The organism is Micromonospora tulbaghiae (genome assembly GCF_900091605.1).
GTDB classification, from domain to species: domain Bacteria; phylum Actinomycetota; class Actinomycetes; order Mycobacteriales; family Micromonosporaceae; genus Micromonospora; species Micromonospora tulbaghiae.
In genome coordinates, this window is record NZ_FMCQ01000009.1 from 323,035 (window position 1) to 348,342 (window position 25,308).

The following is a 25,308-nucleotide window of genomic DNA, read 5'->3' on the forward strand; positions in this document are numbered from 1 at the left end:
TGACCAATCGCGCGGGGGCCGTAGCGCTCCGTGACCGGCGTGGCGAGGCGAGTCTCACGTTTTCAGTAGGGAGAACCCCACCCCCGAAAGGCCAGCGTGCGGGATGGGTGGGCGGGGCGGGCGCCCATAGCCTCGAACCATGACCGCCGCACCACTCGCCAGCGCGCCCACTCCGCTGTCTCCCGTCCAGGGCCTCCTGCGCCGCCTCGCTCGCGACACCACCTACGTGCTCGTGGGCTTCCCGCTGGCGCTCGTCAGCTTCGTGCTGGCAGTGGTGGGGATCTCACTCAGCGCCGGGCTGCTGGTGACCACGCTCGGCCTGCCGATCCTCGCCGGCTTCCTCTACGCGGCCCGCGGGCTGGCCGACATCGAGCGGCTCCGGCTCGCCGGGGTGCTGGACCGGCCCCGGGTACGCCCGGTCTACCGCAGGCCGGAGCCGGGCGCCGGGTTCTGGCGCCGGGTGTTCACCCCGATCCGGGACGCGCAGTCGTGGCTCGACCTGCTGCACGCCTTCGTCCGGCTGCTCGTGGCGGTGCCCACGTTCGTGCTGCTGGTGGTCTGGTGGGTGCTGGCCCTGGGCGGCACGCTCTACATCACCTACGACTGGGCCATCCCGCGTGGCGCGGACGACCAGGACCTGAGCCAGCTCCTCGGGATGGGCGACGGCGCCGGCGCGCGGATCACGCTGAACACCGCGATCGGGCTGTTCGCCCTGTTCACCCTCCCGCTGGTGGCGCGCGGCTGCGCCCGGCTCCAGGCCGGGCTGGCGTACTCGCTGCTCACCGGCGTGGCCGAGATGCGGCAGCGGATCGTCACGCTGGAGGAGCAGAAGCGGGCCGCCGCCTCGGCCGAGGCGGTCGCGCTGCGCCGGCTGGAGCGCGACATCCACGACGGCCCGCAGCAGCGGCTGGTCCGGCTCGCCATGGACCTCGGCCGGGCCCGCCACCAGCTCGCCGCCGACCCGGAGGCGGCCCGGCAGACGCTCGACGAGGCGGTCGCGCAGACCCGGGAGACGCTGGACGAGCTGCGTGCCCTGTCCCGGGGCATCGCGCCGCCGATCCTGGTCGACCGGGGCCTGCCCAGCGCGCTCGCCGCGCTCGCGGCCCGCGCCCTGGTACCCACCGAGCTGACCGTGGACGACGACCTGGGCACCGCCGCCGGACGGCTCGACCCGGGGCTGGAGAGCACCGCGTACTTCGTGGTGGCCGAGGCCCTGACGAACGTCTCGAAGCACAGCCGGGCGACCGCCTGCCGGGTGGAGGTCACCCGGAAGGTGGGCCGGCTGGAGATCACCGTCACCGACGACGGGGCCGGAGGCGCCCACCTGGCGAAGGGGCACGGACTCAGCGGCATCGCCGACCGGGTCCGGGCGGCGGGCGGCACCCTGGAGGTGGGCAGCCCGGCCGGCGGGCCGACCCGGATCCACGCCGAACTGCCGAGGTGACCCGGTTCGCCCGGACTCCGGGCCGACGCGCGGTGGCGCGGCGCGCCCGGTGTCCGGGCCGCCGGGCCGGCACGGGGTCCGGGCGTGATAGACACCGGAGCCATGCGGGTGGTGATCGCGGACGACGCCGTACTGCTCCGGGAGGGGCTGGTCCGGCTGCTGACCGAGTACGGGCACGAGGTGGTGGCGGCCGTCGGTGACGGTGACGCGCTGGTCGAGGCGGTGGTGGCGCACCGGCCCGACGTCTCGGTGGTGGACGTGCGGATGCCGCCGTCACACACCGACGAGGGACTGCGCGCCGCGGTGGAGGCCCGCCGCCGGGTTCCTGGTACGCCGATCCTGGTGCTGTCCCAGTACGTCGAGGTGTCGTACGCCGACGACCTGCTCGACACCGCGGGCGGGGCCGGCGGCGGGATCGGCTACCTGCTCAAGGACCGGGTCGCCGCGATCGACGAGTTCCTGGACGGACTGGCCCGGGTGGCGGCCGGCGGCACCGTGCTCGACCCGGAGGTGATCAGCCAGTTGCTGGTCCGGCGGCGCCGCGACGATCCGCTGGGGTCGCTGACGCCGCGCGAGCGCGAGGTGCTGGCGCTGATGGCCGAGGGCCGCTCGAACACCGCCATCGCCCGGACGCTCGTGGTCAGCGACGGCGCGGTCGAGAAGCACGTCCGCAACATCTTCACCAAGCTCGACCTGCCCCCGGACGCGACCACTCACCACCGCCGCGTCCTGGCCGTCCTGGCCCACCTGCGCGCCTGACCAGGCGGGTCAGGTGAGCGTGCGGGCCAGTGTCACCGCCTCGGTGAGCGTGTCGGCGGCCGGGTGGCCGCTGCCGCGCAGCCGGTCCGGGTCGGACAGGCCCCCGGTGTAGAGGACACAGCGGGCGCCGACCGAGGCGGCCGCGTCGGCGTCGTCGATCGAGTCGCCGATCAGCACCACCTCGTGCCCGCCCAGCCCCAGCTCGGCCAGGTGCTTCTCCAGCCACTCGGCCTTGCGCCCGCCGCCGACTGCGGCGCGCAGCCCGTCCACCCGCCGGAAGTGCGGGGTCAGCCCGTACGTGTGCACGGTCGGCACCAGCTCGTCGTGGAACCACATGGACAGCAGCGACTGGCTGCCCTCCCAGGACTCGATCGCGGCGGTGGCGTCGGCGGCCAGGGCGCACGTGGTCAGTCCGGCCCGGTACGCGTCGTGGAAGACCCGGTCGAGCACGCCGAACGCGTCGGCGTCGACGGCCCGGCCGAGCATCTCGGCGTAGTAGTCGGCGATCGGCCGCCGGAACCGTACCCGGTGCTCGGCCGCGGTGACCGCCGGTCCGCCGGCGCTGGCGAAGGCGACGTTCGTGGCCTGGACCACCAGGTCGAGGTCGTCGAGGAGTGTTCCGTTCCAGTCCCACACGAGGTGGCGTCGCATACCCGTCACCCGAGCACCATAGTGCTAGAGCTGCGGCGTGGTCAGATCGCGCAGCAGCCGGTCCTCCTCGACCCGCCAGTAGCCGTGCTCCTTGCCGTCGAGCAGCACCACCGGCAGCCGGTCGCCGTAGTCGCGCTCCATCTCCAGGTCGCCGGTCACGTCCCGTTCCACCCAGCGGTCGCCGGTGACCGCCACCACCCGGTCGAGCGCGGCCTTCGCGTCGTCGCACAGGTGGCAGCCGGGCCGGGTGATCAGGATGAGCCTCGGGTCACTGGACATCGGATACCTCCGTGCGGATCTCGGTCGGCGACGCCGGCGACGGCACCGCGGGCGCCGGGCGCAGCTCGGTCTTGCGTACCTTCCCGATCGCCGAGTACGGCAGGCTGTCGACGAACTCGACGGCGGTCGGGCACTTGAACCGGGCCAGGTTACGCGCGCAGTGGGCGAGCAGATCCTCCGCCGTCACCGGCGGGCCGGCCGCCCGGACCACGTACGCCCGCACAGTCTCGCCGGTCCGCGGGTGCGGCACGCCCAGGACGGCCGACTCGGCCACCCCGGGGTGCGCCTGGAGCACCAGCTCCACCTCGTGCGGGTAGACGTTGAAGCCGTTGACCAGGATCAGCTCGCCGAGCCGGTCGACCAGGAAGAGGTCGCCGTCGCCGTCGGCGTACGCCACGTCACCGGTGGCCCACCAGCCGTCCGGGTCCGGTCCGCCCCGCCCGTCCGGCCAGTAACCGGCGAACAGGTTCGGTCCGTGTACCACGATCTGCCCGGGGTCGGTGCCCGCCGGCTCGTCGGAGAGGTCCATCTCGTCCTCGTCGGGTGCGTCGGCAGGGATCCCGTCGCGCCACAGCTCGGTGCCGTCGGAGCCGGTGAGGCGCAGCCCGACGCCGGGCAGCGGGCGGCCGATCGAGCCCGGTTTCGGCTCGCCGCCGACGAGCGTCGAGGTCAGCACCGGCGCGGTCTCGGTGAGCCCGTAGCCGACGTGCACCGGGTGCCCGGTCAGCTCGGTGAAGCGCGCGCCGGCCGCGAGCGGCAGCGGCGCCGCGCCGCACACCGCGACGCGCACCGAGGCGAGCGCCGCGGCCGGGTCACGCTCCGCGTCGGACCAGGTCAGGAACATCGACGGTACGCCGACGAGCACCGTGACGCGGTGCCGGGCGATCTCGTCCAGCGCACCGGCAGGGCCGGGCTCGTCGACGAGCACGCCTGTCGCGCCGTGCCGCACGACGGCGCCGAGCGCGGAGTTCAGCCCGTACGCGTGGAACAGCGGAAGGGCGAGCAGCACGACGTCGTCGGGGCCGACCACCGGCGGTTCGATGCGGTCGACCTGGTCGTGGTTGGCGGCGAGCGCGCGGTGCGGCAGCATCGCGCCCTTGGGCCGGCCCTCGGTGCCGGAGGTGTAGAGCAGGACGGCCAGGTCGTCGCCGGAGCGGGCCGGGAACCGGGACGGCGTGTCGTCGCCGGCGACCGGCGGCGCGGTGTGCACGGCACGCAGCGCGGGCAGTTCGGCGCGGTCCACCCGCCCGGTCACCTCGGGCGCGCCGACCAGCACGGCGGCGCCGGAGTCGGCGAGCACGTGCCGCAGCTCGCGCGCGGTCAGCGCAGGGTTGACGGGTACGGCCACCAGGCCGGCCCGGAGCGCGGCGAGGTACGTGACCACGAAGTCCGGCGTGTTGCCGAACGCGATCGCCACCCGGGGCGGATGGCCGGTGCCGTGCGCCGGCGGCGTGTCGGCCAGTAGCGCGCGGGCGGTGGCGGTGACCGCGTCGTCCAGCTCGGACCAGGTCAGCGTCCGGTCGCGCCAGTGCAGCGCGGCCCGGTCGCCCCGCTGCGCGGCGGCGTGGCGGAGCCGGTCGGCGAGGTTCGGCGCGGAGCTTTCGGCGGCGTCCTGCACGGTGGCTGAGTCTGGCACAGCCGCGTCCGCCGGACCATGCCCGAACACCGCGTGGGGTCCGCCGCACGGGACTGCAATTGCCGTACGGTGGGATTCCTGGCCACGGGATGAGGATCTCCACCGATGCCGGGGCGGGCAGCCGGAAGCGATCCGGCCGCACCCCTCCCGCGACACGCCGAGCGAAAAGAAAATCGGCTCCGACCAGGACTTTCCACTCCGGACCAGGTTGCGGCGCGAAAGTCAACCACACACGACGGACAACCGGTCCGCCATGTGTGCGACCTGGCGGGAAATACTTCCGCTCTGTGTAACGGACTTGCCACGCGTGGGTGACGTTGGCCCTATCATCACTCGGGTCGGCTCACCCCATTTGCCGTGAGTCGACACCCCTCAGCCCGAGGAGGCCCCCGTGCCCGTGAGCGCATTGGACCAGCACCTCAAGGGGATCTGCCGCCCGTCGGCACGTCCCGACCCGGCCGTGCCCGACCGGGTGACACCCGGTCCTCCGGCGCGGTCACTGTCCGCTCAGCCTGGGGAGGCGCGGTGACCACCTTCGGTTACGCCGAACGACCGGCCGGCGTCACCGGCCCGACACAGCGCAGCCCGCTCAACGAGCGCGCGGACCCCGGCCCGCGAGGCGCCGACGGACAGCTCGCGGTACGCGGCGACGGGCGGCGGGTACGCAGCCGCGCGCACCACACGAACGAGGCGCCGCCCCGCCCCGCGACCCCGGGCGGCAACGCGAAGCCCGCGACCGGCCGTCTGGGCAGCCCGACCCGCCCGACCATGCCGGCCCAGGCACGGCGCGGCGACGCGGCGACCGGGGCCGAGCCGTCGGCCGCCGAGACCGCTGTGCTGCCGGCGGTGACCACCGGCGACACCGCCGTCCTGCCCGCCGTGCCGGCCGCCGCGCCCGCCACCGGCTTCCCCAGCCGCCCCGACCCGTCCGACCCGGCCACCGAGGTGTGGACGCTGGTCGAGCGCGCGCAGGCAGGCGAGTCCGAGGCGTTCGGGCTGATCTACGACCGGTACGTCGACACCGTCTTCCGGTTCGTCTACTTCCGGGTCGGCAACCGTCAGCTCGCCGAGGACCTCACCTCCGACACGTTCCTGCGGGCGCTCAAGCGGATCGGCAGCTTCACCTGGCAGGGGCGCGACCTCGGCGCCTGGCTGGTCACCATCGCCCGCAACCTGGTCGCCGACCACTTCAAGTCCGGGCGCTACCGCCTGGAGGTCACCACCGGTGACGTCCTGGACGCCGACCGGGAGGACCGCGGGCCGGAGGGCAGCCCGGAGGCGGCAGTGGTGGAGCACATCACGAACGTCGCCCTGCTGACCGCCGTCAAGCAGCTCAACCCGGAGCAGCAGGAGTGCATCGTGCTGCGGTTCCTCCAGGGCTTCTCGGTGGCCGAGACGGCCCGCGCCATGGGCAAGAACGAGGGCGCCATCAAGGCTCTGCAGTACCGGGCGGTCCGGGCGCTGGCCCGGCTGCTGCCCGACGGCTTCCACTCCTGAGCGGCAGACACACCCGTCCTCTCCACCGGCGCAGGCGCCGGGCGCTGTCGCGTGCCCGACGCCCCACGCGAGCCGATCACTCTTGGTGATTTCGCCGCCGTCCCAGCCGTAACCGGTGACCGGCGCGGTCCGTTTCTCCGGGTGCGACCAGTGGTTGTCCCGGCGTCCCCCGGGCCACCCGGTCCGGCGGGTCAGGTCGGCCGTTCCGGTCGGCTCTGCGCCACACGCTGCCACCGGTCGCTGGTGACGACGACGGCCGCCCGGCCGTGACCAGCGAGAGGGGGTGCCGCGGTGGACAGCGACCTCTTCTCCCGTCGGCGGGCCGAGCGCTTCGCGCAACTCCTCGACGAGGCCAACGGCGGACGCCGGCACCACGTCCGGTCCAAGGCGGACGGTGAACTCACCGCACTCGTCGAGGTGAGCCGCCGGCTCACCACCGAGCGGCCCGACGTCGAGGTGGACGCCGAGTTCCGCACCGGCCTGCGGGCGATGCTCGTGGCCACCGCCGAACGCGAGGGCGTCGGCGCTCCCGCCAGGACCGGCAGCTCCGGAGTACGCGGCGCGCTGCTGCCCGCCATCACCGGCCGCCGGGCGCGGGCCCGGGGCGCGATCCTGGTCGGCGTGGCCGCCGGTGCGGTCGCCCTCTCCGGCATCTCCGCCGCCAGCGAGAACGCGCTGCCCGGTGACGCCCTGTACGGCATGAAGCGCTCCACCGAGCGCGCCCAGCTCGCGCTCGCCAGCTCGGACATCAGCCGTGGGCAGCTCTTCCTCGACTTCGCCCGCACCCGGCTCGACGAGGCCGCCTCGGTCCGCGACGACCGGCTCGGCTTCAGCGCCGTCCTGGACGACATGGACGCGGACACCCGCCAGGGCGTACGCCTGCTGACCACTGTCGCCGCGCAGCGCTCCGACCCGGCGGCGCTGGACGCGGTGGACACCTTCCTCGCCGGCCAGCGCCGGGTGGTCAGCGGCCTGCTCGACCGGCCCGACCACGCCGACCGGGACCGCACCCGCCGCTCACTGGCGCTGCTCGACGCGGCCGGCAAACGCGCCGACGCGCTCCGCGAGTCGATCGCCTGCGGGCTGCCCGCGCCGCAGGCCAGCGACACGCTCGGGCCCGCTCCGGCCGCCTGCCCGGCCGACCGCTGAGCGGCGGACGCCGACCGCGCCACACTTCTCCCTTCGGACACCCGGCCGTCACAACGTGCCGGATACGCTCGACGCGGAGCACGTACGCGTCGTCGAGGCAGGGAGGTCACCGTGGCCGGAAGCCGGAAGGTGACCGTCAGCACCGACGCGCACGGGCACACCGCCGGCTGGTCGGAGACCCCGTCGGCGCCGGCGACCACGGTCACGCCCGACCCCACGGCTGCCGCGTTCTTCGACGTGGACAACACGATGATGCAGGGCGCGTCGATCTACTGGTTCGCCCGCGGACTGGCCGCCCGGAAATACTTCACCACCGGGGACCTGGCCCGGTTCGCCTGGCAGCAGGCGCGGTTCCGGCTGCTCGCCACCGAGCACGCGGGCGACATGTCGCAGGCCAAGGAGGCCGCGCTCGCCTTCGTCGAGGGCTGGCGGGTCGACGACATGGAACGCCTCGCCGACGAGATCTTCGACGAGCTGATGGCGCCGCGCATCTGGGCCGGCACGCGTCGCCTGGCCCAGCGTCACCTCGACGCGGGCGAGCGGGTCTGGCTGGTCAGCGCCGCCCCGGTGGAGATCGGTCGGGTGATCGCGGCCCGGCTCGGCCTGACCGGAGCGATCGGCACGGTGGCCGAGGTGATCGACGGCGCGTACACCGGGCGGCTGGTCGGTGACCTGATGCACGGGCCGGCGAAGGCCGAGGCGGTCACCCAGCTCGCCGCCGTGGAAGGGCTGGACCTGGCCCGGTGCGCCGCCTACAGCGACTCGGCGAACGACCTGCCGATGCTCTCCGCCGTCGGCCGCGCGGTGGCGGTGAACCCCGACCCGGCGCTGCTGCGGCAGGCCCGCGAGCAGGGCTGGGACGTGCGCGACTTCCGCACCGGGCGGCGGGCCGTACGCATCGCCGTGCCCTCCACCGCGGCCGCCGGGCTGCTGGCCGGCGCGGTCACGGCCGGCCTGGCGCTGCACCGGCGCCGCCACCGCGACGCCTGAACCCGAGCGGCCCGGCTCAGGGGCCGAACGGGTCGGGCCGGCGTTCGAGCAGCTTGTGCAGCGTCTGCTGGATCGTCTCCCGCACCTGGTCGGCGAGGTTGAACACCACGAGCGGGTCGTCCGCCGCGTCGCGCAGGTGCGCGGTCGGGATCGGCGGGCAGAACTCGATCAGCCACTTGCTCGGCAGCGGCACCATGCCCAGCGGCCCCAGCCAGGGGAACGTCGGCGTGACCGGGAAGTACGGCAGTTTGAGCAGCCGGGCCAGCGGCTTGATGTCGGCGAGCATCGGGTAGATCTCCTCGCCGCCGACGATCGCCACCGGCACGATCGGCGTACCGGTGCGCAGCGCGGCGGAGACGAACCCGCCCCGCCCGAAGCGCTGGAGCTTGTAGCGGTCGGCGTAGAGCTTGCCGACGCCCTTGAAGCCCTCCGGGAACACGCCCACCAGTTCCCCGTTGCCGAGCAGCCGCTCCGCGTCCGGGTTGCACGCCACGGTGCCGCCGGTCTTGCGGGCTATCTCGGAGACGACGGGCATCCGGAACACCAGGTCGGCCCCGAGCAGCCGCAGGTAGCGGTGCGCCGGGTGCCGGTCGTGCAGCGCGGTGGAGAGGATCAGCGCGTCGATCGCCACGGTGCCGGAGTGGTTGCCGACGACCAGGCCGGCGCCCTCGTCGGGCACGTGTTCGATGCCGCTGACCTCGGTGCGGAACCAGTCCCGGTAGAGCAGCCGGACCAGCGGGTGGACCACCGCGTCGGTCAGGTCGGGGTCGAATCCGAACTCGTCCACCTCGTAGTCACCGGCGAGCCGCCGCCGCAGGAACGCCAGCCCCTGTGCCACCTTGCGGTCCCAGTGGTCCCCCGGCCGGTCGGCCACCGACGGTCCCGGCGGCGTGTCACCGGCCGGTGCCTTCCCTGCCGGTGCCTCGTCCGCGGTGGCCTGCTGTGCGACCGCCTTCTTGGCGACCGTCTTCTTCGCCACGGCCTTCTTCGCGACTGTCTTCTTCGCCACCGTCTTCTTCGCCGGCTGGTGGGGCGTGGCCGGGCCCGGAACACCCGGCTCGTCGGCGGAGGTGTCCGGCTCGTCCGGAGGCGCGGCCGGGCGGGCCGCCGGCGCGGTCACCCGCCGGTGCCCGTTGCGCCGCGCCGGCTCCGCGTCCGGATCCGGCACACCGAGCGGTACGTCGTAGCGCGCGTCACGCCGCTCCTCCGGGCTGCTCACGAACGCTCCCGTACGGTCGACCGGACCTGCCGGATGCTCTCCAGCACCAACTGCTCGGCCGCGGCGAGCTGGTCCCGGGTGACCACGACGCCGCCGTGGTGGGCTCGGATGAAGTCGTCGAACGCGGCGGCGGTCGAGCGGGGCGTGAAGCCGTACTCCCGCTCCAGCCGGCTGGTGTCCACCACCCGGCCGTGCACGAAGAGGTCCACCTGGTCCAGGCCGTACCCGCCGAAGCCCAGACTGCGGGCGATGGCGGCGACCCCGGCCAGGCCCGGTTCCAGCACCGGCACCGCCACCCGGCCGGCCCGGCGGATCGCCTGCGACAGCGACAGCACCCCCGGCCCGGCGACGTTGTACGTGCCCGGGTGGTCCTCGGCGACGGACCGGTGCAGCACCTCCAGCGCGTCGTCGAAGTGCACGAACTGCAGGCGCGGGTCGCGGCCGAAGACGGTGGGCACCACCGGCTGGGAGAAGTAGCGGGTGAGCGTGGTGTCGGCGGCGTACCCGATGAACGGCGCGAAACGCAGCACCGTCGCGGTGACGTCGGGCCGGCGGCGGCGGAACCCGCGGACGTACCCCTCGATGTCGAGGATGTCGCGGCCGAAACCGCCGCGCGGCACCTCGCGCGGCTCGGTCTCCTCGGTGAAGACGGCCGGATCGCGGAACGACACCCCGTACGCGGCGGTGGACGAGCGGACCACGAGCTTGCGCAGCCGGGGCGCGCGCTGCGCGGCGGCGAGCAACTGCATGGTGCCGATGACGTTCTGTTCCTTCATCCCCGCCCGGCCGCCCTGCTGCGGGTCGGGGGCGGTGACGAGCGCCAGGTGCACCACCGTGTCGACGTCGAGGTCGAGCAGGAGGCCACCGAGCGAGTCGAGGTCGAGGCGGATCAGTTCGACGTCGGAGAGCAGGTCGGCCAACTCGGGGTTGGGTGGTGCCGGGTCGACCCCGATGACGCGCTCGATCCGCTCGTCGGCGGCGAGCCGGGCGGCCACGTGGGCGCCAAGCCAGCGGCCGACCCCGGTGACGACGACGACCCCCGGGGCACCGGAGGTGTCACCGGGGGTCATGTCGTGCGCCTAGCGCGACAGGCGGGATCGAGCCGGGACGTCCACGGCCTGATCACCTGAGCCTCCGAGGGTCGACAGTTGGCAAGTGGTGCCGGCGGCCGGGCCAGTGCCCGGCCCCCGGTCACTTGCCGAGACGGCGACGCTGGACGCGGGTCTTGCGCAGCAGCTTGCGGTGCTTCTTCTTAGCCATGCGCTTGCGGCGCTTCTTGACCACCGAGCCCATACGACAGCCTTTCGATGCAACGTTCGGGGCGGACCGGAGGACACCACCGCCGGTGGCGCCCTGACCGCTTGCGGACAACGGACCGGACCAGCGTGGTGGGCAGGGCACACCAGAGGGCGATCACGGTCGTGGCCCAGCCTAACCGGAGTGCGTCAGCAGGACCAACGCGCCCCCGTCGATGCCCCTTTTCGTCGCACTCGGCGGACCGCTCCGCCGAGTGGTCAGGCGGACTCCTGGAAGGCGCCCCGGAGGTATTCGTGCACGGCGTGCTCGGGCACCCGGAACGACCGGCCGACCCGTACCGCGGTCAGCTCACCGCTGTGCACCAGGCGGTAGACGGTCATCTTGGAGACCCGCATGACCGTCGCCACCTCGGCGACGGTCAGGAACCTGACATCCGACAGCCGTGCGTCGGACTGCGACCCGGCCATGGCTCACCGACCCATTCCCGTGCCCGGCGCGTGTCACCGGGCAGGTGCTCCCGCCTCGACGAGCGACGCGCGTGTAACCAGTACGGTAGCGGGACGGCTGTGACCTGCGCGATCCCTTCCACCCTTTGATCATGGCGGGACAGCCGTTCACCCGATGTCCACCAGGGCTTTTTCGCCCGGACGGGTGTCTCGTCCGATCCGGCTACTCGGCGCGCAGCGCCACCACCGGGTCGAGCCGTCCGGCCCGCTGCGCCGGCACCACGCCGAAGACGATGCCGACCGCCGCGGAGACGCCGAACGCCAGCGCCAGCGACCACCAGGTGATCGCCGCCGGGATCGGCGAGAACGCGTCCACGAGCAGGGCCGCGCCCACGCCCAGCGCCATCCCGGTCAGGCCGCCGACCGAGGTGAGCAGCACCGCCTCCAGCAGGAACTGCACGCCGATGTCGCGGGGGCGGGCGCCGACCGCCTTGCGCAGCCCGATCTCGCGGGTCCGCTCGCGTACCGAGACCAGCATGATGTTGGAGACGCCGACGCCGCCGACCAGCAGCGAGATGCCCGCGATGGCCGCCAGCACGCCGGTCAGCACGCCCAGGATGTCGCCGAGCACGCCGAGGATCTGCCGCTGGGTGACGGCGCTGAACTCGGTGTCCGGGTGCCGGCGGGACAGCTCCGCCACGATCCGGTCACCGAGTTCGTCGATCCGTTCCCGGTCCGGCGCCTTCACCGCGATGCCGTCGATGCGCTGGGTGCCCCACAGCCGTTGCGCCGCCGTCACCGGTACGTGCACCTCGTCGTCCCGGTCCACGCCGAGGCTCTGCCCGAGCGGGGCGAAGACGCCGATCACCCGGAACCGCACGCCGGCCAGCGTGACCTGCTGGCCGAGCGGGTCACGGTCGGGAAAGAGCGCCCGGGCCACCGAGTCGCCGAGCACCGCCACCCGGCGGCTGGTGTCCACGTCCGCCCCGGTGAGATAGCGGCCCCGCGACAGCGACCGGGTGAACACCGACGGGGTGGTCTCCAGGACGCCCTGCACGGTGGTGAAGTCGGAACGGTTGCCGGCCCGCGCGGTAGCGCCGGAGGCCACCGTGACGGCGACCCGGCCGGGGTCGCCGACCACCCGGGAGACCGCGTCGGCGTCGCTGAGGTCCAGCGGCGAGACAACCGGCGCGTTCCCCACCTCGATCCGGCCCGGCACCACGAGCAGCAGGTTCGAGCCGAGCCCTTCGACCTGCTGCTCGACCTGCTGTTTCGTGCCGGTGCCGATGGCCACCAGGATCACCACCGAGGCCACCCCGATGATCACCCCGAGCATGGTCAGCAGGCTGCGCATCCGGTTGGCCCGCAGCGCGTCCGACGCCACCCGCCACGCCTCGGCCAGCCTCATCCGGCGTCGCCTCGGTGAAGGCGGCCCGAGGGCCGGGGCCGCTCCTCGGCCCGCGGAAGGCGCCCGGTGGCACCGGCGGCGCCACCGGGGCCACCGGGCGGGTGCCCCGGACCGCTTCCGGACGCGGACCGGGGCTCCGCGCTGGGAGCGGGGTCCAGTGTCGCAGGTACGCCGGAGCCGTCCGACGGCGGTCGATCATGAAGGCTGTCGGACCGGATCAGCCCGTCCCGTACCGCGATGCGCCGGTGTGCCCGGGCGGCCACCTCCTGGTCGTGGGTCACCATCACCAGCGCCACCCCGGACTCGGCGTTCAGCCGTTCCAGCAGCTCCAGCACCGCCTCGCCGGTGGCGCTGTCCAGGTTGCCGGTCGGCTCGTCGGCGAGCAGCACCGCCGGTTCGGTCACCAGCGCCCGGGCGATCGCCACCCGCTGCTGCTCGCCGCCGGAGAGCTGGTTGGGCCGGTGGTGCAGCCGGTGGCCGAGCCCGACCCGGCCCAGCATCGCCGCCGCCTGCTCCCGCCGCTGCCGCGCCCCGACACCCCGGTAGACCAGCGGCAACGCCACGTTGTCCACAGCCGACGTACGGGCCAGCAGGTGGAACGCCTGGAACACGAAACCGATCGTCTCGTTGCGCAGTGTCGCCAGCTCCGGCGCGGTGAGCGTGGTCACGTCCCGGCCGCCGATCACCAGCCGGCCGCCGCTGGGCCGGTCCAGCCCGCCGAGCAGGTGCATCAGCGTCGACTTGCCCGAGCCGGACGGCCCGATCACGGCCACGTACTCACCCTGGTCGATGGTGAGCGACACCCCGCGCAACGCGGACACCGACACCCCGTCCAGCTCGTACGTGCGCCAGACGTCGACCGCCTCGACCGCCGGTACGGTCACGGCAGTTCCTGGCCGTCGCGCACCTGGTCGGCGCCGCGCACCACGACCCGGTCACCGGCCCGTACGCCGTCGACGATCTGCACCAGGTCCTGCCCTTGTACGCCCACCGTCACCGGCACCCGGTCGGCCCGGCCGTCCCGCAGCACCCAGACGGCGTCCCGCCCGTCGGTGGAGAACACCGCCGACGCCGGCACCGCCACCGCGTCGGTGGCCTCCCGCACCCGCAGCCGCACCACCGCGTTCATGCCGGGGCGGGGCGCCGGGGCCGCCTCGGCCTCACCCATCCGTCCGGCACCGAGATCGAGCCGGACCCGGTAGGTGACGCCGCCCCGGGCCGAGCTGGTGGGCAGCACGTCCACCGAGCGCACCGTCGCGTCGTACGTCGCGCCGGTCACCGCGTCCAGCTCGACCGACGCGGGAACCCCGGCCCGGACCAGCAGCACGTCGGTCTCGTCCACCTCGGCGAGCAGGCCGAGCCGGCCGACGTCCACGACCGTGAGCACCGGGGTGCCGGCGGTGACCCGGCCACCGGCCGGGATCGCGTCGTCCACCCCCGGTGGCGGGCCGCTCTGCCCGCCCGTGCCGAGCGCCGACGGGTCGAGACCGGGCACCGCCGCGCCACCTGCCGCACCGAGCAGCCCGGCCAGGTCGGCCGAGGCCGCCCGGGTGCCGCCCGGCTGCACCACACCGGCGATCGGCGCGCGCAACGTCAGCGCGTCCACAGTCGCCTTCGCCAGGTCGTACGCCTGCTGGGCCTGGAGTCGTTGCGCGGCCGACAGCGCGCCGACGGCGCTGTTCAGGCCGGCGACCCCGCGCTGCACCTGGGCGACCGCCCGGTCGGCGGCGCGGGCGGCCGACTCGTACTGCCGCTGCGCCGACTGGACCTGGAGCAGCAGCGCGGCGCGTACCTGCGGGTCGCCGACCTTGCCCGCGGCGGCGCGGGCGGTGGCGAACGCCTCGTCGGCGGCCCGGTCGGTGCCGCGCCGGCTGCCGCCAAGGTCGCCCGTGCCGGCGCCCCGCCCGGCCCGCTTCGCCGCACGCAGCGCGTCCCGCGCCTTCGCCAGGCGGTCCCGGGCCGACGGCGAGTCGATCACCGCGAGGACCTGCCCCCGGGTCACCCGCTGCCCCGGCTGGACCCGCAGGCGGGCAAGCGTGCCGTCGGCGGGTGCGGTGAGGGTGGCGGCGGCCCGCGCGGTCACCGTGGCGGGGGCGTCGATCACCTCGCTCACCGGCGCGCGGCCCACCTCGGCGACGGTGACCGCCGGGGCGTCGTCGCCGCAGGACGCGGCGGTCGGGCCGGTCAGCGCGACGACGGCGAGCACTACGGTGACGAGACGGGGGCGGCGGGCCGCGGGCAGCCGCGGCGAGAGAGTGCGGGCCACCCGGCCCATGCTACGACCCGTCGACAGGCGTCGACGTGTCAGCCGACGACGGCCCGCACGTAGGCGACGCAGTCGTCGTGCAGCATCGACCACGGGTCGCCGAACACCTCGTCGGCGGCCTGCTCCGGGGTCCGGCCCTGGTGCACCACGGCCCGGTAGAAGTCCAGCATCCGCTGCTCGCCGTACCTGTCGACCAGATGCCGCACGGCCAGATAGCCCACGCCGTACGCGCCGCCGACCCGGTCGTCGCTCGCGTCGTCGGCGGGCGCCACCGCGTCCAGTCGCCCGGACCACCCGCCGCGCAGCAGGTCCCGCACCTCGGCCAGGCCGTCGTAGCGGTGCACGGGCTGCCCGTCGGCACCGGCGTACTCGGCCAGCCCTTCCACCAGCCACCAGTCCGCGCGGTCGGCGTAGCCCCGGTCGGGCAGCGAGGCCGCGTGGGTCAGCTCGTGCCGGAGCAGGTCGTCGATGCCGGCCGGGGTGACGATCTGGGCGTTGAGCACGACGTCGTGACGTCCGCCCCCGACGCCCACCGCGTAACCGGCGGTCCACTTCGGCCGCCCGCCGCCGTACCAGCGCTGCCACTCGCCCTTCCCGGCGTAGTAGACGAGGTACCGGTCCGGCGGCCGGCCGCCGATCGCGTACCGGTCCGCGGTCCGGGCGGCGGTCTCGGCCTGGGCGAGCAGGCCGGGCAGTTTGCCCCGCTGGCCCGGCGTGGTGGCCACCACCACCCGCTTGCCGACCGCCACCGCCAGGTCGTTCACCTGCCACGGGCGCACGCCCGCCGGGTCCGTCGACGACGGGTCCACAGCGGTCAGCCGGGGTTCCTCCCCCGCCAGCCGCCAGCGCGTGCCCACCTCCACTGTGCTCGGCGCGCAGTCCGGCACCACGAAGCAGTAGCCGACTGTCACGACGAACCGCCACTCCCCCGGCCGCTCGCCGACTTCCGCCGGCACCCCGTCGGCCGCCGGCCGCCAGGTGGTGACCCGCAGCGCCCGCAGCGCCGCGTACCGGCGGCTCAGCGCCGGCCGGGCCGCCGGCTCGGCGATCGCGAGGAAGCCGGCCCGGTCGGCGCCGACGAGCGCGGTGGCCTGCCGGTCCAGCTGCGCGAGCATCCGCTCGCCGAGCCGCCGCTGGGCCGCCGTGCCCGGGTCGCCCTTCGCGGCCGGGCGGCCGGCCGCGTCCGGTGCCGACCCCCGCAGGAGCACGCCGGGCACGGTGCCCGCCACCAGGCCGAGCGCGAGCCCGAGCGCGGTCCAGAGCGGCCACCGCCGCCGTGACCGCACCGTCCGCGTCCCCGCCTGGCCCGGCTGCGCCGGCGGTCCGGGGTACGGCGCGGGTACCGCGACGGGGTACGGCGATGAATTCGTGTCCGCGACGGGATGTGGCGGCGGACTCGTGTCCGCGACCGGGGGTGCGACGGGATGTGACGGCGGGTCCGCGTCCACCTCAAGGGCCCCGGCCGGGCGGGAGGGTGGGTCCGCGTCCGCCTCGGTCGCCCCGGTCGGGCGCGGCGGCGGGCCGGCGTCCGCTGCCGGGTCGCTGACATCGGGCGCGTTGCCGGCGTTCTCGCTCGACCCGGGCGCGGGTTCGCCGTCGCCCGCCGGTGCGTCGTCGGCGGGCCGGGGTGCGGCGTCGGCGCGGTCCGCCGACGACGGGGCTGCGTCGGCGGCATCCACGTCGGCGACGGGGGCGGCGCCCGGGGTGGTGCTGCCGGTGGAACGAGGCTCGTCGCCGTCCGTCGTCCGGCCGGGAGGCTGCTCGTCGCCGTCGGTCACCGGCGAAGGGTACGACCAATCGGGCGTTCCGGGAAAGAGTCCCGCCGCTGTTCCGCCTCGCCCCGAGATCTTGGTACGAAAGCGCCCTGATAGGGGCCGGTTCGTACCAAGATCTCTCAGATCGGGGTGCCGGTCAGCGTCAGCGCGGTCTTGTCGGCTGCCCAGAGGGCCACCAGCGCGACGCCGGGTACGGCGTGCCCGGCCAGGGCCAGCAGCAGACCGCCGGTCAGGAAGCAGGCGGCCTGGACGGCGAGCTTGGCCGGGTCGGGCAGCGCCACGGCGGCACGCGGCGAGCAGAACAGCCCCCACACCACGGCGACCACCAGCGGCGCGCCGAGTCCGACCAGCAGGCGTACCGGCCAGCCGGCGTCGAGCGTGAAGCCCCAGTACCCGGCCGAGCCCAGCAGGGCCAGTTCCAGCAGGAAGATCACGCCCAGCAGCAGCGCGGTCATCGGTTCCCCCAGGAGAGGTAGGCGCGGTCCAGTCCCGCGATCAGCTGGTCGAAGGAGCGGTCGGTGTCGCGGGGCAGCCCGAATCCGCCCGCCGCCTCCAACGCGACGAAGCCGTGCACGGCAGCCCGGAACATCCGGATGGCATCGGTTGCGGCGTCGCCGTCGAGGACGTACCCGAGCAGGATCGCCCGGACCGCGCCGACCGCGCGTTCTCCGGCGGCCAGGTGCTCGGGGTCGGCCGGGTCGGGCGCCCGCTGCGCGGCCGGGTAGCGGCCGGGGTGCTGCCGCGCGTACGCCCGGTAGGCGGCGGCGACGGCGCGCAACGCGTCGCCACCGGAGCGGCCCGCGGCGGCGGCCGTGAGCACGTCGGCGATCTCGGCGGTGGCGAGCACGGCGAGCTTCTGGTGCAGCGCGTCCACGCCCCGGACGTGCTTGTAGAGGCTCGGCAGCGCGACGCCGAGCCGGGCGGCGAGCGCGGCCAGGGTCAGCCGGTCGTAACCGACCTCGTCGGCGAGCACGGCGGCCTCCCGCACGACAGTCGCCGGGGTCAGGCCGGCCCTAGGCACCGGCCGTCACCGCCAGGAAATCGACCAGGTCGGCGGCGGTGGCGTCGGGCTGGTCGGCGTGCGGGTAGTGGCCGGAGTCGGCGATCATGCGTGCCTCGGCGACGGCGAACAGCCGGCGCGCGGCCCGCGCCTCGGCGCCCGGGTCGGGGAAGTCCGGGTCCTTCGTACCCATCAGCACCAGCACCGGCCGGCGTACCTCGGGTGCCCGCGCGGTCCAGTGCGGGTCGGCCGGCGCGACCACGCCCCGCACCGCGGCCATCCGCCCGCGCAGCTTCGCGACCAGCTCCCTGCGGTACGCGGCGTCGTCCGCCGGGCGCCCGCACGGGAACAGCGTGCGGTGGAACAGCCCGAACAGGCGGGGACTACGGAGTACGGCGGCCTGCGCGACCCGCATCAACGGGTTCGGCTTCGGGGTGCCGACGAACGGGCTGACCTGCACGATCCCGCTCACCAGTTCCGGCGCCTCGGCGGCGGCGAAGACCACCGCGGCGGCGCTGGACGAGCTGCCGACCAGGGTGGCCGGGCCGCCGCCGAGCGCCCGCACCACGGCGAGCAGGTCGCCGCCCACCTGTTCGGGGGCGTACGTGGGCCAGTGCGGGCTGGAGTCGCCGTGCCCGCGTACGTCGACCGGGGCGACCCGGTAGCCGGCCGTGACCAGCCGGGGCGTCAGGTGCCGGAAGGCGGCCCGGTTCTCCCCCATGCCGTGCGCGAGGACCACGAGCGGCCCCGATCCGTGCACCTCGTACGCGATCGTGCCGCCGTCCCGCGCCACCTGGCTAACCGTCATAGCCGTAAAGCTAATATCATTAGCCAAACTCGTCAAGCTTGACCTCAACCCGAGGCGAGAGCGCACGATCCCGGCATGCCGATCACCGCCGACACCCACGTACGCCTCGCCCGCCCGAGCCGCGACCTCGCCGCCGCCGAACGCTTCTGGACGCAAGGGCTGGGCCTGGACGTGCTCTACCGGAGCGAGGGCGGTCACGCGGACGAGCACGACCTGGTGATGCTCGGCCTGCCCGGGGCCGGCTGGCACCTGGAACTGGTCGGCGGCTCGACGCTCACGGTCGAGCCGCGTCCCACCGGGGAGGACCTGTTCGTGCTCTACCTCGACGGCCCGGCCGACCACGAACTGGTCCCGAGAATGGAACGAGCCGGCGGGACCAGGGTCTCCGCCGGCCCGTACTGGGACAGGTGGGGTGTCACGTTCGCCGACCCGGACGGCTACCGCCTCGTGCTGTGCACCCGGGCCTGGTCGAACGACTGACTCACTTCTTCGACAGCACCGCGCGGCCGAAGAACGCCAGGTTGGCCGGGCGCTCCGCGAGCCGGCGCATCAGATAGCCGTACCACTGGTCGCCGTAGGGCACGTAGGTCCGCACCGTGTAGCCCTCGCCGACCAGACGTTGCTGCTCCTCCGGGCGGATGCCGTAGAGCATCTGGAACTCGAACCGCCCCGGGTCGCGGTCGAACCAGCGCGCCCGGTCCTCGCCGATCGCGATCAGCCGCGGGTCGTGCGTGGCGAGCATCGGGTAGCCGTCGCCGGACATCAGCACGTTCATGCAGCGCACGTACGACTTGTCCACCTCGCGGGCGGACTGGTACGCCACCGACTCCGGCTCCTTGTACGCGCCCTTGCACAGCCGCACCCGCGACCCGGCCGAGGCCAGCTCCCGGCAGTCCGACTCGGTCCGCCGCAGGTACGCCTGGAGCACCGCGCCCGTACCCGGGTGGTCCTTGCGCAGCTTCGCCAGGATGTCCAGCGTCGAGTCGGTGGTGGTGTGGTCCTCCATGTCCAGCGTGACAGTGGTGCCCGCCGCGTCGGCCGCCGCGCAGATCGCCCGCGCGTTGTCGTACGCGAGCTGCTCGTCGAACATCTGGCCCAGCGCGGACAGCTTCACGCTGACCTCGGCGGCCGGGGTGAGCCCGGCGGCGGCGAGGCCGCTCAGCAGCGTGAGGTACTCGTCCCGGGTGGCGTTCGCCTGCTCCGGGGTGGTGGTGTCCTCGCCCAGGTAGTCGAGGGTGACCGCTTGGCCGTCGGCGACCAGCTCGCGGGTGGCGCGCAGCGCGTCGTCGGTGGCGGCGCCGGCGACGAACCGGCGGACGACGTCCCGGGTGAACGGGGCCGTCGCGACGAGCCGCTCCACCTGGGAAGACCGGGAGGCGGCGAGGATGACGGAACGGAGCATGAGCCGAGCGTAACGCTCACCACCGGGCCCCCGCCGGGTGCGTCCGAGGCCCACTCCCTCCCGCCCCGCGGCCCGGGCCGGGCACCCACGGCTGGCGGGGATCGGCTACAACGTTCACGTGGATCGACGACACCCCCGGCGCCGGCTCCGCTCGGCCTCCGTGCAGCTCGGCGCGCTGACCGCGCTGGCCCTCGCGCTCTCCGGCTGCAACAACGGTTACGACGACGACGATGACGACTGCGCGCTCGGGCCGGCCGGCGGGGGCGGCGACACCGTCGCGGTCGCCCTGCGTGTCCCCGCGCCGGCCACCGCCGCGCGCGGCGAGCCCGCCCCGACCGCCGCGCTGCCCGAGCGCGGCGGCTTCGGCACCCACCTCGCCTCCTGCGGCGGCTGACGTGCGCCGCGAGGCGAGCACGCCGCGCCCCGGCTGGGACGAGACCATCCGGGCCCAGGGCCTGGTGTACGTCGACACCGAGCTGCCCGACGGCGAGATCATGTCGTACTGGGACGAGACGGCGGCGTACTCGTTCACGCTGGAGGAGGTGCTCCGGCTGGAGGAGGCCACGGAGGAGCTGCACCGGATGTCGGTGGCCGCCGCCGAGCACGTGGTGGCCCGCCGCCGGTACGCCGAGTTCGGCATCCCCGAGTGGGCCGCCGAGGCGGTCGCCCGCTCGCTGCGCGAGTCCCCGCCGACGCTCTACGGCCGGTTCGACCTCTGGTACGACGGCAGCGGGCCGCCGAAGATGCTGGAGTACAACGCCGACACCCCGACCGCGCTCGTCGAGGCGAGCATCGTGCAGTGGTACTGGCTGGAGCACACGCGGCCGGACGCCGACCAGTGGAACAGCCTGCACGAACGGCTGGTCGGCGCCTGGGCCAAGATCGGCGCCGGGCTGCACGAGCCCCGGGCGCACGTGCTCTGGTCCGACGAGGAGGAGTCGGGCGAGGACCAGATCACCGCCGGTTATCTGGCCGAGACGGCCCGCCAGGCCGGGCTGGACGTGACGCTCATGCCGATCCAGCGGGTCGGCTGGGACGGACGGCGCTTCGTCGACGCCGACGACCGGCCGATCACCACCTGCTTCAAGCTTTACCCGTGGGAGTGGATGCTGGCCGAGCCGTACGGGCGGCCGGCGCTGGACCCGGGCACGCCCACCACCTGGGTCGAGCCGGCCTGGAAGCTGCTGCTGTCGAACAAGGCGCTGCTGGCGGTGCTCTGGGAGATGTACCCGGGGCACGACTACCTGCTCCCCGCGTACCTGGACTCGCCGCGTGGCATGACCGAGTACGTGGCCAAGCCGCTGCTCGGCCGGGAGGGCGGCTCGGTACGCATCGTGACCGGCGACACGGAGATCACCAACCCGGGGATCTACGGCGACGAGGGCTTCTGCTTCCAGGAGTTCCGCGCGTTGCCCGAGTTCGAGGGCAACCGGACGGTGCTCGGCAGCTGGATCGTGGACGGCGAGTCGGCCGGCGCCGGCGTACGCGAGAGCGAGAGCCTCATCACTGACGGTTACGCGCGGTTCCTGCCCCACTACATCGACGCACCGCGTGTGCTCTGAGTCGTCTACCGTTGGTGTCGTGAACTTCGACGCGTACGCCCGGACCGGGGTCGAGCTCGTCAACGCCCGGCTGGACGACCTGGACGGCCTGCGGGCCGTCTTCTCGGACGAGCAGGGCTGGATGCGCGACGAGGTCGCGGAACGGGACCTGGCGATCTTCCGGCGGGCGCAGAAGCGCCTCCGGGACGTCTTCGAGTACGGCACCTCGGGCCGGGACAACGAGGCGGTGGCGGAGCTGAACGCGCTGCTCGAGGCGTTCCCGGTGCAGCCACGCATCTCCGGCCACGACTCCTCGGACTGGCACATGCACGTGACCAGCCGCGGCGCCTCGGTCTCCTCGGAATACCTGGCCGGCGCGGTCTGGGGCCTGTCGGTGTGGCTCTGCGAGTACGGCAGCGCCCGCTTCGGCGTCTGCGCCGACGACCGCTGCGGCAACGTCTACCTGGACACCTCGTCCAACTGCTGCCGGCGGTTCTGCTCCGAGCGTTGCGCCACCCGCTCGCACGTGGCGGCGCATCGGGCGCGCAAGCGCGCAGCGGTCGGCGAGCAGGCCGTCCCGGCGCAGCCGCTGTCCCCGGTGAGCTGACCCCGGTCAGACGTCGACCGGGGAAGGCGCGGTCAGGTTGGCCCGGGCGAACTCCAGCGACTCCCGCAGGTCCGCCTCGCGGACCGCGCGGCTCTTCGCGCCCCGGGTGGTCACCTCGACCGCGACCGAGCCGGTGAAGCCTCGCCCGGCCAGCGAGCGGAGCATCTCCGCGCAGGGCTGACCACCGCGACCGGGCACCAGGTGCTCGTCGCGGCCCTCGCCGGTGCCGTCACCCAGGTGCACGTGCGCCAGCCCGGAACCCATCCGGTCGGCCATCGCCATCGCGTCGGTGTGCGAGGCCGCGCAGTGCGACAGGTCCAGCGTGTACGAGGCATACCCGATCTCGGTCGGATCCCAGCCCGGTGCGTACGGGACGAACTGCCGCCCGGCCATCCGCACCGGGTACATGTTCTCCACCCCGAAGTGCAGGCCGCCGAACTGCCCGGCGATGGTGTCGAGCCCGTCGGCGAAGGTGCGCGCGTAGTCACGCTGCCAGGTGAACGGTGGGTGCACCACGACGGTCGGCGCCTCCAGCGTCTCGGCCAGCTCGGCGGCCCTACGCAGCCGCTCCCACGGGTCGGGGCTCCACACCCGCTGGGTGACGAGCAGGCAGGGGGCGTGCACCGACAGCACCGGGACGCCGTAGTGCTCGGCGAGGCCGCGCAGCGCGCCCGCGTCCTGGCTGACCGGGTCGGTCCAGACCATCACCTCGATGCCGTCGTAGCCGAGTTCGGCGGCGAGCTGGAACGCCGCCGCGGTCCGTTCGGGGAAGACCGAGGACGTGGACAGGAGCACCGGAACGCGGTAGGTCACGCCTTCGAGGGTAGCCCCAAGCGCCAGCAAGCATCGGGACGAGCAACCGCAAAGCAACCCAGAGCGCTCGTACGGTCACATCGGCGCGAGCTGATCCAGCCGGCGCAGGATGACGCCCTCCCGCAGCGCCCACGGGCAGATGTCCACGCAGTCCACGTCGAGGCGGCGCATCACCGCCTCGGCCACCACCGCGCCCGCGAGGAGCTGGTGCGCCCGCTGCGCGCTGACCCCCTCCAGCTCGGGCAACTGGGCTGGCGGGATGTGCCTGATGAACCCGAGCACCTGCCGCAGCCCGGTACGGGTCAGGCTGCGCCGCGCCCACAGCCCCGCACCGGAGGGCGCGGCGCCGGCCAGCCGGGCCAGCATGCGGAACGTCTTCGAGGTGGCGACCGGACGCTCCCAGCCCACCGCCGTCAACTGCTCCACCACCGGGTCGAGCTGCGCGTCCACGTACGCCCGCAGTTCCTCCACGGCCCCGGCCGACGGCGGCGCCGTGCCGGCCGGATCCACGGCGAGCCGCTCCCGGCTGAGCCGCCCCGCGCCGAGCGGCAGCGAGATCGCCACGTCCGGGTGCTCGTCGATCCCCGCGGCCAGCTCCAGCGAGCCGCCGCCGATGTCCATCGCCAGCAGACGGCCCGCCGACCAGCCGAACCACCGCCGCACCGCCAGGAACGTCATCCGCGCCTCGTCCGCGCCGGAGAGCACCTCCAGGCGTACGCCCGTCTCGTCGCGGACGCGGGCCAGCACGTCGGCGGCGTTCGTGGCGTCGCGGACCGCGCTCGTGGCGAACGCCAGCAGATCCTCGGCGCCCAGCCCGTCCGCCGCCGCCCGAGCCATGCCGACCGCCTTGACCAGGCCGTCCGCGCCCCCGACCGTGAGCGCGCCGTCCGGCCCGATCTGCTCGGCCAGCCGCAGCACCACCTTCTCCGAGTGCGCCGGCCACGGATGCGCGCCGTGGTGGGCGTCGACCACCAGCAGGTGCACCGTGTTGGAACCGACGTCGAGGACACCCAGTCGCATGGGAAAGACCCTAGGGCCAACACGTTTCGTCGGCTCGGCGGCCGGGCGGGGTCACCGCGCGTACGCTGGTCCGAGTGACAGGGCAGATCGAGCTTCACGTGCTGGTGGACGACCCCGAGGACCCGCGCAGCCGCGAGGTCGGGCTGGACTTTCCCCGGGAGTGGATCGAGTTCGTCGACCCGGCCGACCCGAAGCACGTCGTCCGCGCCGACCTGACCTGGCTGCTGTCCCGCTGGACGTGCATCTTCGGCCAGGGCTGCCACGGCATCGTCGCCGGACGCGCCGCCGACGGGTGCTGCTCGCACGGCGCGTTCTTCACCGACTCCGACGACGAGAAGCGGGTCCGTGCCGCGGTGAAGCGGCTGACGCCGCAGACGTGGCAGCACTTCCGGCGCGGGTTCAAGAACTGGACCGAGAACGACACTGTCGACGGCAAGACCCCGGCCCGGCGTACGGCCACCCGCGACGTGGACGCCCCCTGCGTGTTCCTCAACGACGCCGACTTCGCCGGCGGTGGTGGCTGCGCGCTGCACGCCCAGGCGCTGCGCGACGGGGTGCACCCCCTGGAGTACAAGCCGGACGTCTGCTGGCAGTTGCCGGTACGCCGCGACCAGGAGTGGCACAAGCGGCCGGACAACACGAAGGTGCTGATCTCCACGCTCGCCGAGTTCGACAGGCGCGGCTGGGGCGCCGGCGGGCACGACCTCGACTGGTGGTGCACCTCCTCCACCGACGCGCACGTCGGCGCCGAGCCGATGTACGTCTCGTACGGCCCGGAGCTGACCGCGCTGATCGGCGCGCCCGCGTACGCGAAGCTGGCCGAACTCTGCGCCGCCCGGCAGCGCCAGGGTCAGGTCGCCCCGCACCCCGCAAGCGAGTGAAGGCCGGCACCCCGGGTTCGGGGTGCCGGCCTTTTCACTGTCTCGCTTACTTGTTCCAGTGTTCGGCTACGAGGTCGGCGGCCTGCTGCTCCCACTGGGCGTAGTGGTCCGGGTAGGCGGAGACCTGGACGGTCTGGGCGGCCTTGGTCAGCGGCATGTCCTGCCAGCCGTCGACCTGCTTCAGACCCTTCAGAAACGCCGTGGTCGAGTACTCGGGGTCGGTGATCTGCTCCACCGTGCCCCACCCGCTGGACGGACGCTGCTGGAACAGGCCCTGCGAGTCATGATCGTTACGGTCACCGAGGTGACCGAGGTTCTCCAGCTTCGACTCCTGCAACGCCGTGGCGATCGACACGACCGCGGCACGCTCGTCCATGCCGGCCTTCTTCGTCGCCGCGATGATCGCCTTCACGTTGGCGGTCTGCTCGTCGTTCAGGTCGATGTGGGACTGGGTGCCCTG

28 protein-coding genes are annotated in these 25,308 nt (G+C 74.1%); 10 read left to right on the plus strand and 18 right to left on the minus strand.

The window, feature by feature from the left end:
- The first annotated feature begins 139 nt into the window (after positions 1–139).
- Both GA0070562_RS25055 and GA0070562_RS25060 read left to right on the plus strand, forming a co-directional pair.
- Positions 140–1,444, plus strand: a complete 1,305-nt coding sequence (locus tag GA0070562_RS25055; RefSeq protein ID WP_091426662.1) for a sensor histidine kinase — start codon at positions 140–142, stop codon at positions 1,442–1,444.
- A 102-nt stretch (positions 1,445–1,546) separates the two neighbouring features.
- Positions 1,547–2,203 (plus strand): response regulator, encoded by a 657-nt coding sequence (locus GA0070562_RS25060; RefSeq protein WP_091426664.1) that lies wholly within the window; start codon positions 1,547–1,549, stop codon positions 2,201–2,203.
- Between the two features lie 9 nt (positions 2,204–2,212).
- Here the strand turns inward: GA0070562_RS25060 and GA0070562_RS25065 are convergent, their stop codons facing one another.
- Genes GA0070562_RS25065 through GA0070562_RS25075 form a run of 3 tightly spaced genes read right to left on the minus strand, consistent with a single transcriptional unit; the run spans position 2,213 to position 4,799 of the window.
- Positions 2,213–2,854 carry an HAD family hydrolase gene (locus GA0070562_RS25065; RefSeq protein WP_091426666.1) on the minus strand — a complete coding sequence of 214 codons (642 nt, stop codon included), beginning with the start codon at positions 2,852–2,854 and terminating at the stop codon, positions 2,213–2,215.
- A 24-nt stretch (positions 2,855–2,878) separates the two neighbouring features.
- Positions 2,879–3,133 carry a glutaredoxin family protein gene (locus GA0070562_RS25070; RefSeq protein ID WP_013288752.1) on the minus strand — a complete coding sequence of 85 codons (255 nt, stop codon included), beginning with the start codon at positions 3,131–3,133 and terminating at the stop codon, positions 2,879–2,881.
- Positions 3,123–4,799, minus strand: a complete 1,677-nt coding sequence (locus GA0070562_RS25075; protein ID WP_091426670.1) for an AMP-binding protein — start codon at positions 4,797–4,799, stop codon at positions 3,123–3,125. The genes GA0070562_RS25070 and GA0070562_RS25075 overlap by 11 nt, the downstream gene beginning before the upstream one ends.
- A 495-nt stretch (positions 4,800–5,294) precedes the next feature.
- Between GA0070562_RS25075 and GA0070562_RS25080 the strand changes: the two genes are divergently transcribed.
- The 3 genes from GA0070562_RS25080 (at position 5,295) to GA0070562_RS25090 (ending at position 8,405) form a co-directional block, all read left to right on the plus strand.
- On the plus strand, positions 5,295–6,266 hold the full coding sequence (locus GA0070562_RS25080) for an ECF subfamily RNA polymerase sigma factor, BldN family (protein WP_091426671.1): 972 nt from the start codon (positions 5,295–5,297) through the stop codon (positions 6,264–6,266).
- Between the two features lie 291 nt (positions 6,267–6,557).
- The gene (locus GA0070562_RS25085) at positions 6,558–7,415 is read left to right on the plus strand and encodes a DUF5667 domain-containing protein (RefSeq protein WP_091426674.1); all 858 of its coding nucleotides are present in this window, start codon (positions 6,558–6,560) and stop codon (positions 7,413–7,415) included.
- 111 nt (positions 7,416–7,526) lie between these two features.
- Positions 7,527–8,405 (plus strand): HAD family hydrolase, encoded by an 879-nt coding sequence (locus tag GA0070562_RS25090; RefSeq protein ID WP_091426677.1) that lies wholly within the window; start codon positions 7,527–7,529, stop codon positions 8,403–8,405.
- A gap of 16 nt (positions 8,406–8,421) precedes the next feature.
- Here the strand turns inward: GA0070562_RS25090 and GA0070562_RS25095 are convergent, their stop codons facing one another.
- From GA0070562_RS25095 to GA0070562_RS25145, 11 genes are all read right to left on the minus strand, one after another.
- Positions 8,422–9,279 carry a lysophospholipid acyltransferase family protein gene (locus tag GA0070562_RS25095; protein ID WP_091426789.1) on the minus strand — a complete coding sequence of 286 codons (858 nt, stop codon included), beginning with the start codon at positions 9,277–9,279 and terminating at the stop codon, positions 8,422–8,424.
- 341 nt (positions 9,280–9,620) lie between these two features.
- The gene (locus GA0070562_RS25100) at positions 9,621–10,694 is read right to left on the minus strand and encodes an NAD-dependent epimerase/dehydratase family protein (protein ID WP_091426679.1); all 1,074 of its coding nucleotides are present in this window, start codon (positions 10,692–10,694) and stop codon (positions 9,621–9,623) included.
- Between the two features lie 121 nt (positions 10,695–10,815).
- Positions 10,816–10,917 carry a 30S ribosomal protein bS22 gene (locus GA0070562_RS25105; protein ID WP_007465623.1) on the minus strand — a complete coding sequence of 34 codons (102 nt, stop codon included), beginning with the start codon at positions 10,915–10,917 and terminating at the stop codon, positions 10,816–10,818.
- Between the two features lie 221 nt (positions 10,918–11,138).
- Positions 11,139–11,348 (minus strand): helix-turn-helix domain-containing protein, encoded by a 210-nt coding sequence (locus tag GA0070562_RS25110; RefSeq protein ID WP_013288759.1) that lies wholly within the window; start codon positions 11,346–11,348, stop codon positions 11,139–11,141.
- Between the two features lie 202 nt (positions 11,349–11,550).
- Complete coding sequence (locus GA0070562_RS25115) at positions 11,551–12,735, minus strand: ABC transporter permease (RefSeq protein WP_091426681.1); 1,185 nt, start codon at positions 12,733–12,735, stop codon at positions 11,551–11,553.
- A complete protein-coding gene (locus GA0070562_RS25120) occupies positions 12,732–13,619 on the minus strand; it encodes an ABC transporter ATP-binding protein (RefSeq protein WP_091426684.1) in 888 nt (295 codons plus the stop codon). Before GA0070562_RS25120 ends, GA0070562_RS25115 begins: the two co-directional genes overlap by 4 nt.
- Positions 13,616–15,010: an efflux RND transporter periplasmic adaptor subunit gene (locus tag GA0070562_RS25125; protein ID WP_091426687.1), complete on the minus strand. Its 1,395-nt coding sequence runs from the start codon at positions 15,008–15,010 to the stop codon at positions 13,616–13,618. The genes GA0070562_RS25120 and GA0070562_RS25125 overlap by 4 nt, the downstream gene beginning before the upstream one ends.
- A 29-nt stretch (positions 15,011–15,039) precedes the next feature.
- A complete protein-coding gene (locus GA0070562_RS25130; protein WP_091426689.1) occupies positions 15,040–16,779 on the minus strand; it encodes a hypothetical protein in 1,740 nt (579 codons plus the stop codon).
- A 116-nt stretch (positions 16,780–16,895) separates the two neighbouring features.
- Positions 16,896–17,231 (minus strand): YrdB family protein, encoded by a 336-nt coding sequence (locus tag GA0070562_RS25135; protein WP_091426692.1) that lies wholly within the window; start codon positions 17,229–17,231, stop codon positions 16,896–16,898.
- On the minus strand, positions 17,228–17,797 hold the full coding sequence (locus GA0070562_RS25140; protein ID WP_091426694.1) for a TetR-like C-terminal domain-containing protein: 570 nt from the start codon (positions 17,795–17,797) through the stop codon (positions 17,228–17,230). Before GA0070562_RS25140 ends, GA0070562_RS25135 begins: the two co-directional genes overlap by 4 nt.
- Entirely contained in the window at positions 17,790–18,584 is a 795-nt protein-coding gene (locus GA0070562_RS25145; protein WP_091426699.1) for an alpha/beta fold hydrolase, read from the minus strand. Before GA0070562_RS25145 ends, GA0070562_RS25140 begins: the two co-directional genes overlap by 8 nt.
- 75 nt (positions 18,585–18,659) lie before the next feature.
- Between GA0070562_RS25145 and GA0070562_RS25150 the strand changes: the two genes are divergently transcribed.
- Positions 18,660–19,064 carry a VOC family protein gene (locus tag GA0070562_RS25150; protein WP_091426703.1) on the plus strand — a complete coding sequence of 135 codons (405 nt, stop codon included), beginning with the start codon at positions 18,660–18,662 and terminating at the stop codon, positions 19,062–19,064.
- 1 nt (position 19,065) lies between these two features.
- On the opposite strand, the gene GA0070562_RS25155 is transcribed toward GA0070562_RS25150, so the two are convergent.
- Positions 19,066–19,986, minus strand: coding sequence for a proline dehydrogenase family protein (locus GA0070562_RS25155; protein ID WP_091426705.1), 921 nt, complete (start codon positions 19,984–19,986; stop codon positions 19,066–19,068).
- Positions 19,987–20,104: 118 nt separating this feature from the next.
- On the opposite strand from GA0070562_RS25155, the gene GA0070562_RS25160 reads away from it, so the two are divergent.
- The 3 genes from GA0070562_RS25160 to GA0070562_RS25170 are packed head-to-tail and all read left to right on the plus strand — an operon-like array spanning position 20,105 to position 22,134.
- Positions 20,105–20,380: a hypothetical protein gene (locus GA0070562_RS25160; RefSeq protein WP_225853304.1), complete on the plus strand. Its 276-nt coding sequence runs from the start codon at positions 20,105–20,107 to the stop codon at positions 20,378–20,380.
- Between the two features lies 1 nt (position 20,381).
- Positions 20,382–21,548 (plus strand): glutathionylspermidine synthase family protein, encoded by a 1,167-nt coding sequence (locus GA0070562_RS25165; protein ID WP_091426710.1) that lies wholly within the window; start codon positions 20,382–20,384, stop codon positions 21,546–21,548.
- A 19-nt stretch (positions 21,549–21,567) separates the two neighbouring features.
- Positions 21,568–22,134, plus strand: coding sequence for a CGNR zinc finger domain-containing protein (locus GA0070562_RS25170; protein ID WP_018787720.1), 567 nt, complete (start codon positions 21,568–21,570; stop codon positions 22,132–22,134).
- Positions 22,135–22,140: 6 nt separating this feature from the next.
- On the opposite strand, the gene GA0070562_RS25175 is transcribed toward GA0070562_RS25170, so the two are convergent.
- On the minus strand, positions 22,141–22,947 hold the full coding sequence (locus GA0070562_RS25175) for a sugar phosphate isomerase/epimerase family protein (RefSeq protein ID WP_175438865.1): 807 nt from the start codon (positions 22,945–22,947) through the stop codon (positions 22,141–22,143).
- A 75-nt stretch (positions 22,948–23,022) separates the two neighbouring features.
- A complete protein-coding gene (locus tag GA0070562_RS25180; RefSeq protein ID WP_091426712.1) occupies positions 23,023–23,967 on the minus strand; it encodes a Ppx/GppA phosphatase family protein in 945 nt (314 codons plus the stop codon).
- A 74-nt stretch (positions 23,968–24,041) separates the two neighbouring features.
- On the opposite strand from GA0070562_RS25180, the gene GA0070562_RS25185 reads away from it, so the two are divergent.
- Positions 24,042–24,848, plus strand: coding sequence for a DUF3109 family protein (locus GA0070562_RS25185; RefSeq protein WP_091426714.1), 807 nt, complete (start codon positions 24,042–24,044; stop codon positions 24,846–24,848).
- Between the two features lie 46 nt (positions 24,849–24,894).
- On the opposite strand, the gene GA0070562_RS25190 is transcribed toward GA0070562_RS25185, so the two are convergent.
- The coding region (locus GA0070562_RS25190; RefSeq protein WP_091426717.1) for a hypothetical protein at positions 24,895–25,308 on the minus strand (414 nt) is incomplete at its 5' end.

Excerpts from the sequence above, each read along its gene's own strand:
- GA0070562_RS25070 (WP_013288752.1), bottom strand. The coding sequence starts at position 3,133 with ATGTCCAGTGACCCGAGGCTCATCCTGATCACCCGGCCCGGCTGCCAC.
- GA0070562_RS25135 (WP_091426692.1), bottom strand. The coding sequence starts at position 17,231 with ATGACCGCGCTGCTGCTGGGCGTGATCTTCCTGCTGGAACTGGCCCTG.
- GA0070562_RS25180 (WP_091426712.1), bottom strand. The coding sequence starts at position 23,967 with ATGCGACTGGGTGTCCTCGACGTCGGTTCCAACACGGTGCACCTGCTG.
- GA0070562_RS25155 (WP_091426705.1), bottom strand. The coding sequence starts at position 19,986 with ATGCTCCGTTCCGTCATCCTCGCCGCCTCCCGGTCTTCCCAGGTGGAG.
- GA0070562_RS25105 (WP_007465623.1), bottom strand. The coding sequence starts at position 10,917 with ATGGGCTCGGTGGTCAAGAAGCGCCGCAAGCGCATGGCTAAGAAGAAG.
- GA0070562_RS25125 (WP_091426687.1), bottom strand. The coding sequence starts at position 15,010 with ATGGGCCGGGTGGCCCGCACTCTCTCGCCGCGGCTGCCCGCGGCCCGC.
- GA0070562_RS25100 (WP_091426679.1), bottom strand. The coding sequence starts at position 10,694 with ATGACCCCCGGTGACACCTCCGGTGCCCCGGGGGTCGTCGTCGTCACC.
- GA0070562_RS25065 (WP_091426666.1), bottom strand. The coding sequence starts at position 2,854 with ATGCGACGCCACCTCGTGTGGGACTGGAACGGAACACTCCTCGACGAC.
- GA0070562_RS25115 (WP_091426681.1), bottom strand. The coding sequence starts at position 12,735 with ATGAGGCTGGCCGAGGCGTGGCGGGTGGCGTCGGACGCGCTGCGGGCC.
- GA0070562_RS25150 (WP_091426703.1), top strand. The coding sequence starts at position 18,660 with ATGCCGATCACCGCCGACACCCACGTACGCCTCGCCCGCCCGAGCCGC.
- GA0070562_RS25145 (WP_091426699.1), bottom strand. The coding sequence starts at position 18,584 with ATGACGGTTAGCCAGGTGGCGCGGGACGGCGGCACGATCGCGTACGAG.
- GA0070562_RS25110 (WP_013288759.1), bottom strand. The coding sequence starts at position 11,348 with ATGGCCGGGTCGCAGTCCGACGCACGGCTGTCGGATGTCAGGTTCCTG.
- GA0070562_RS25060 (WP_091426664.1), top strand. The coding sequence starts at position 1,547 with ATGCGGGTGGTGATCGCGGACGACGCCGTACTGCTCCGGGAGGGGCTG.
- GA0070562_RS25055 (WP_091426662.1), top strand. The coding sequence starts at position 140 with ATGACCGCCGCACCACTCGCCAGCGCGCCCACTCCGCTGTCTCCCGTC.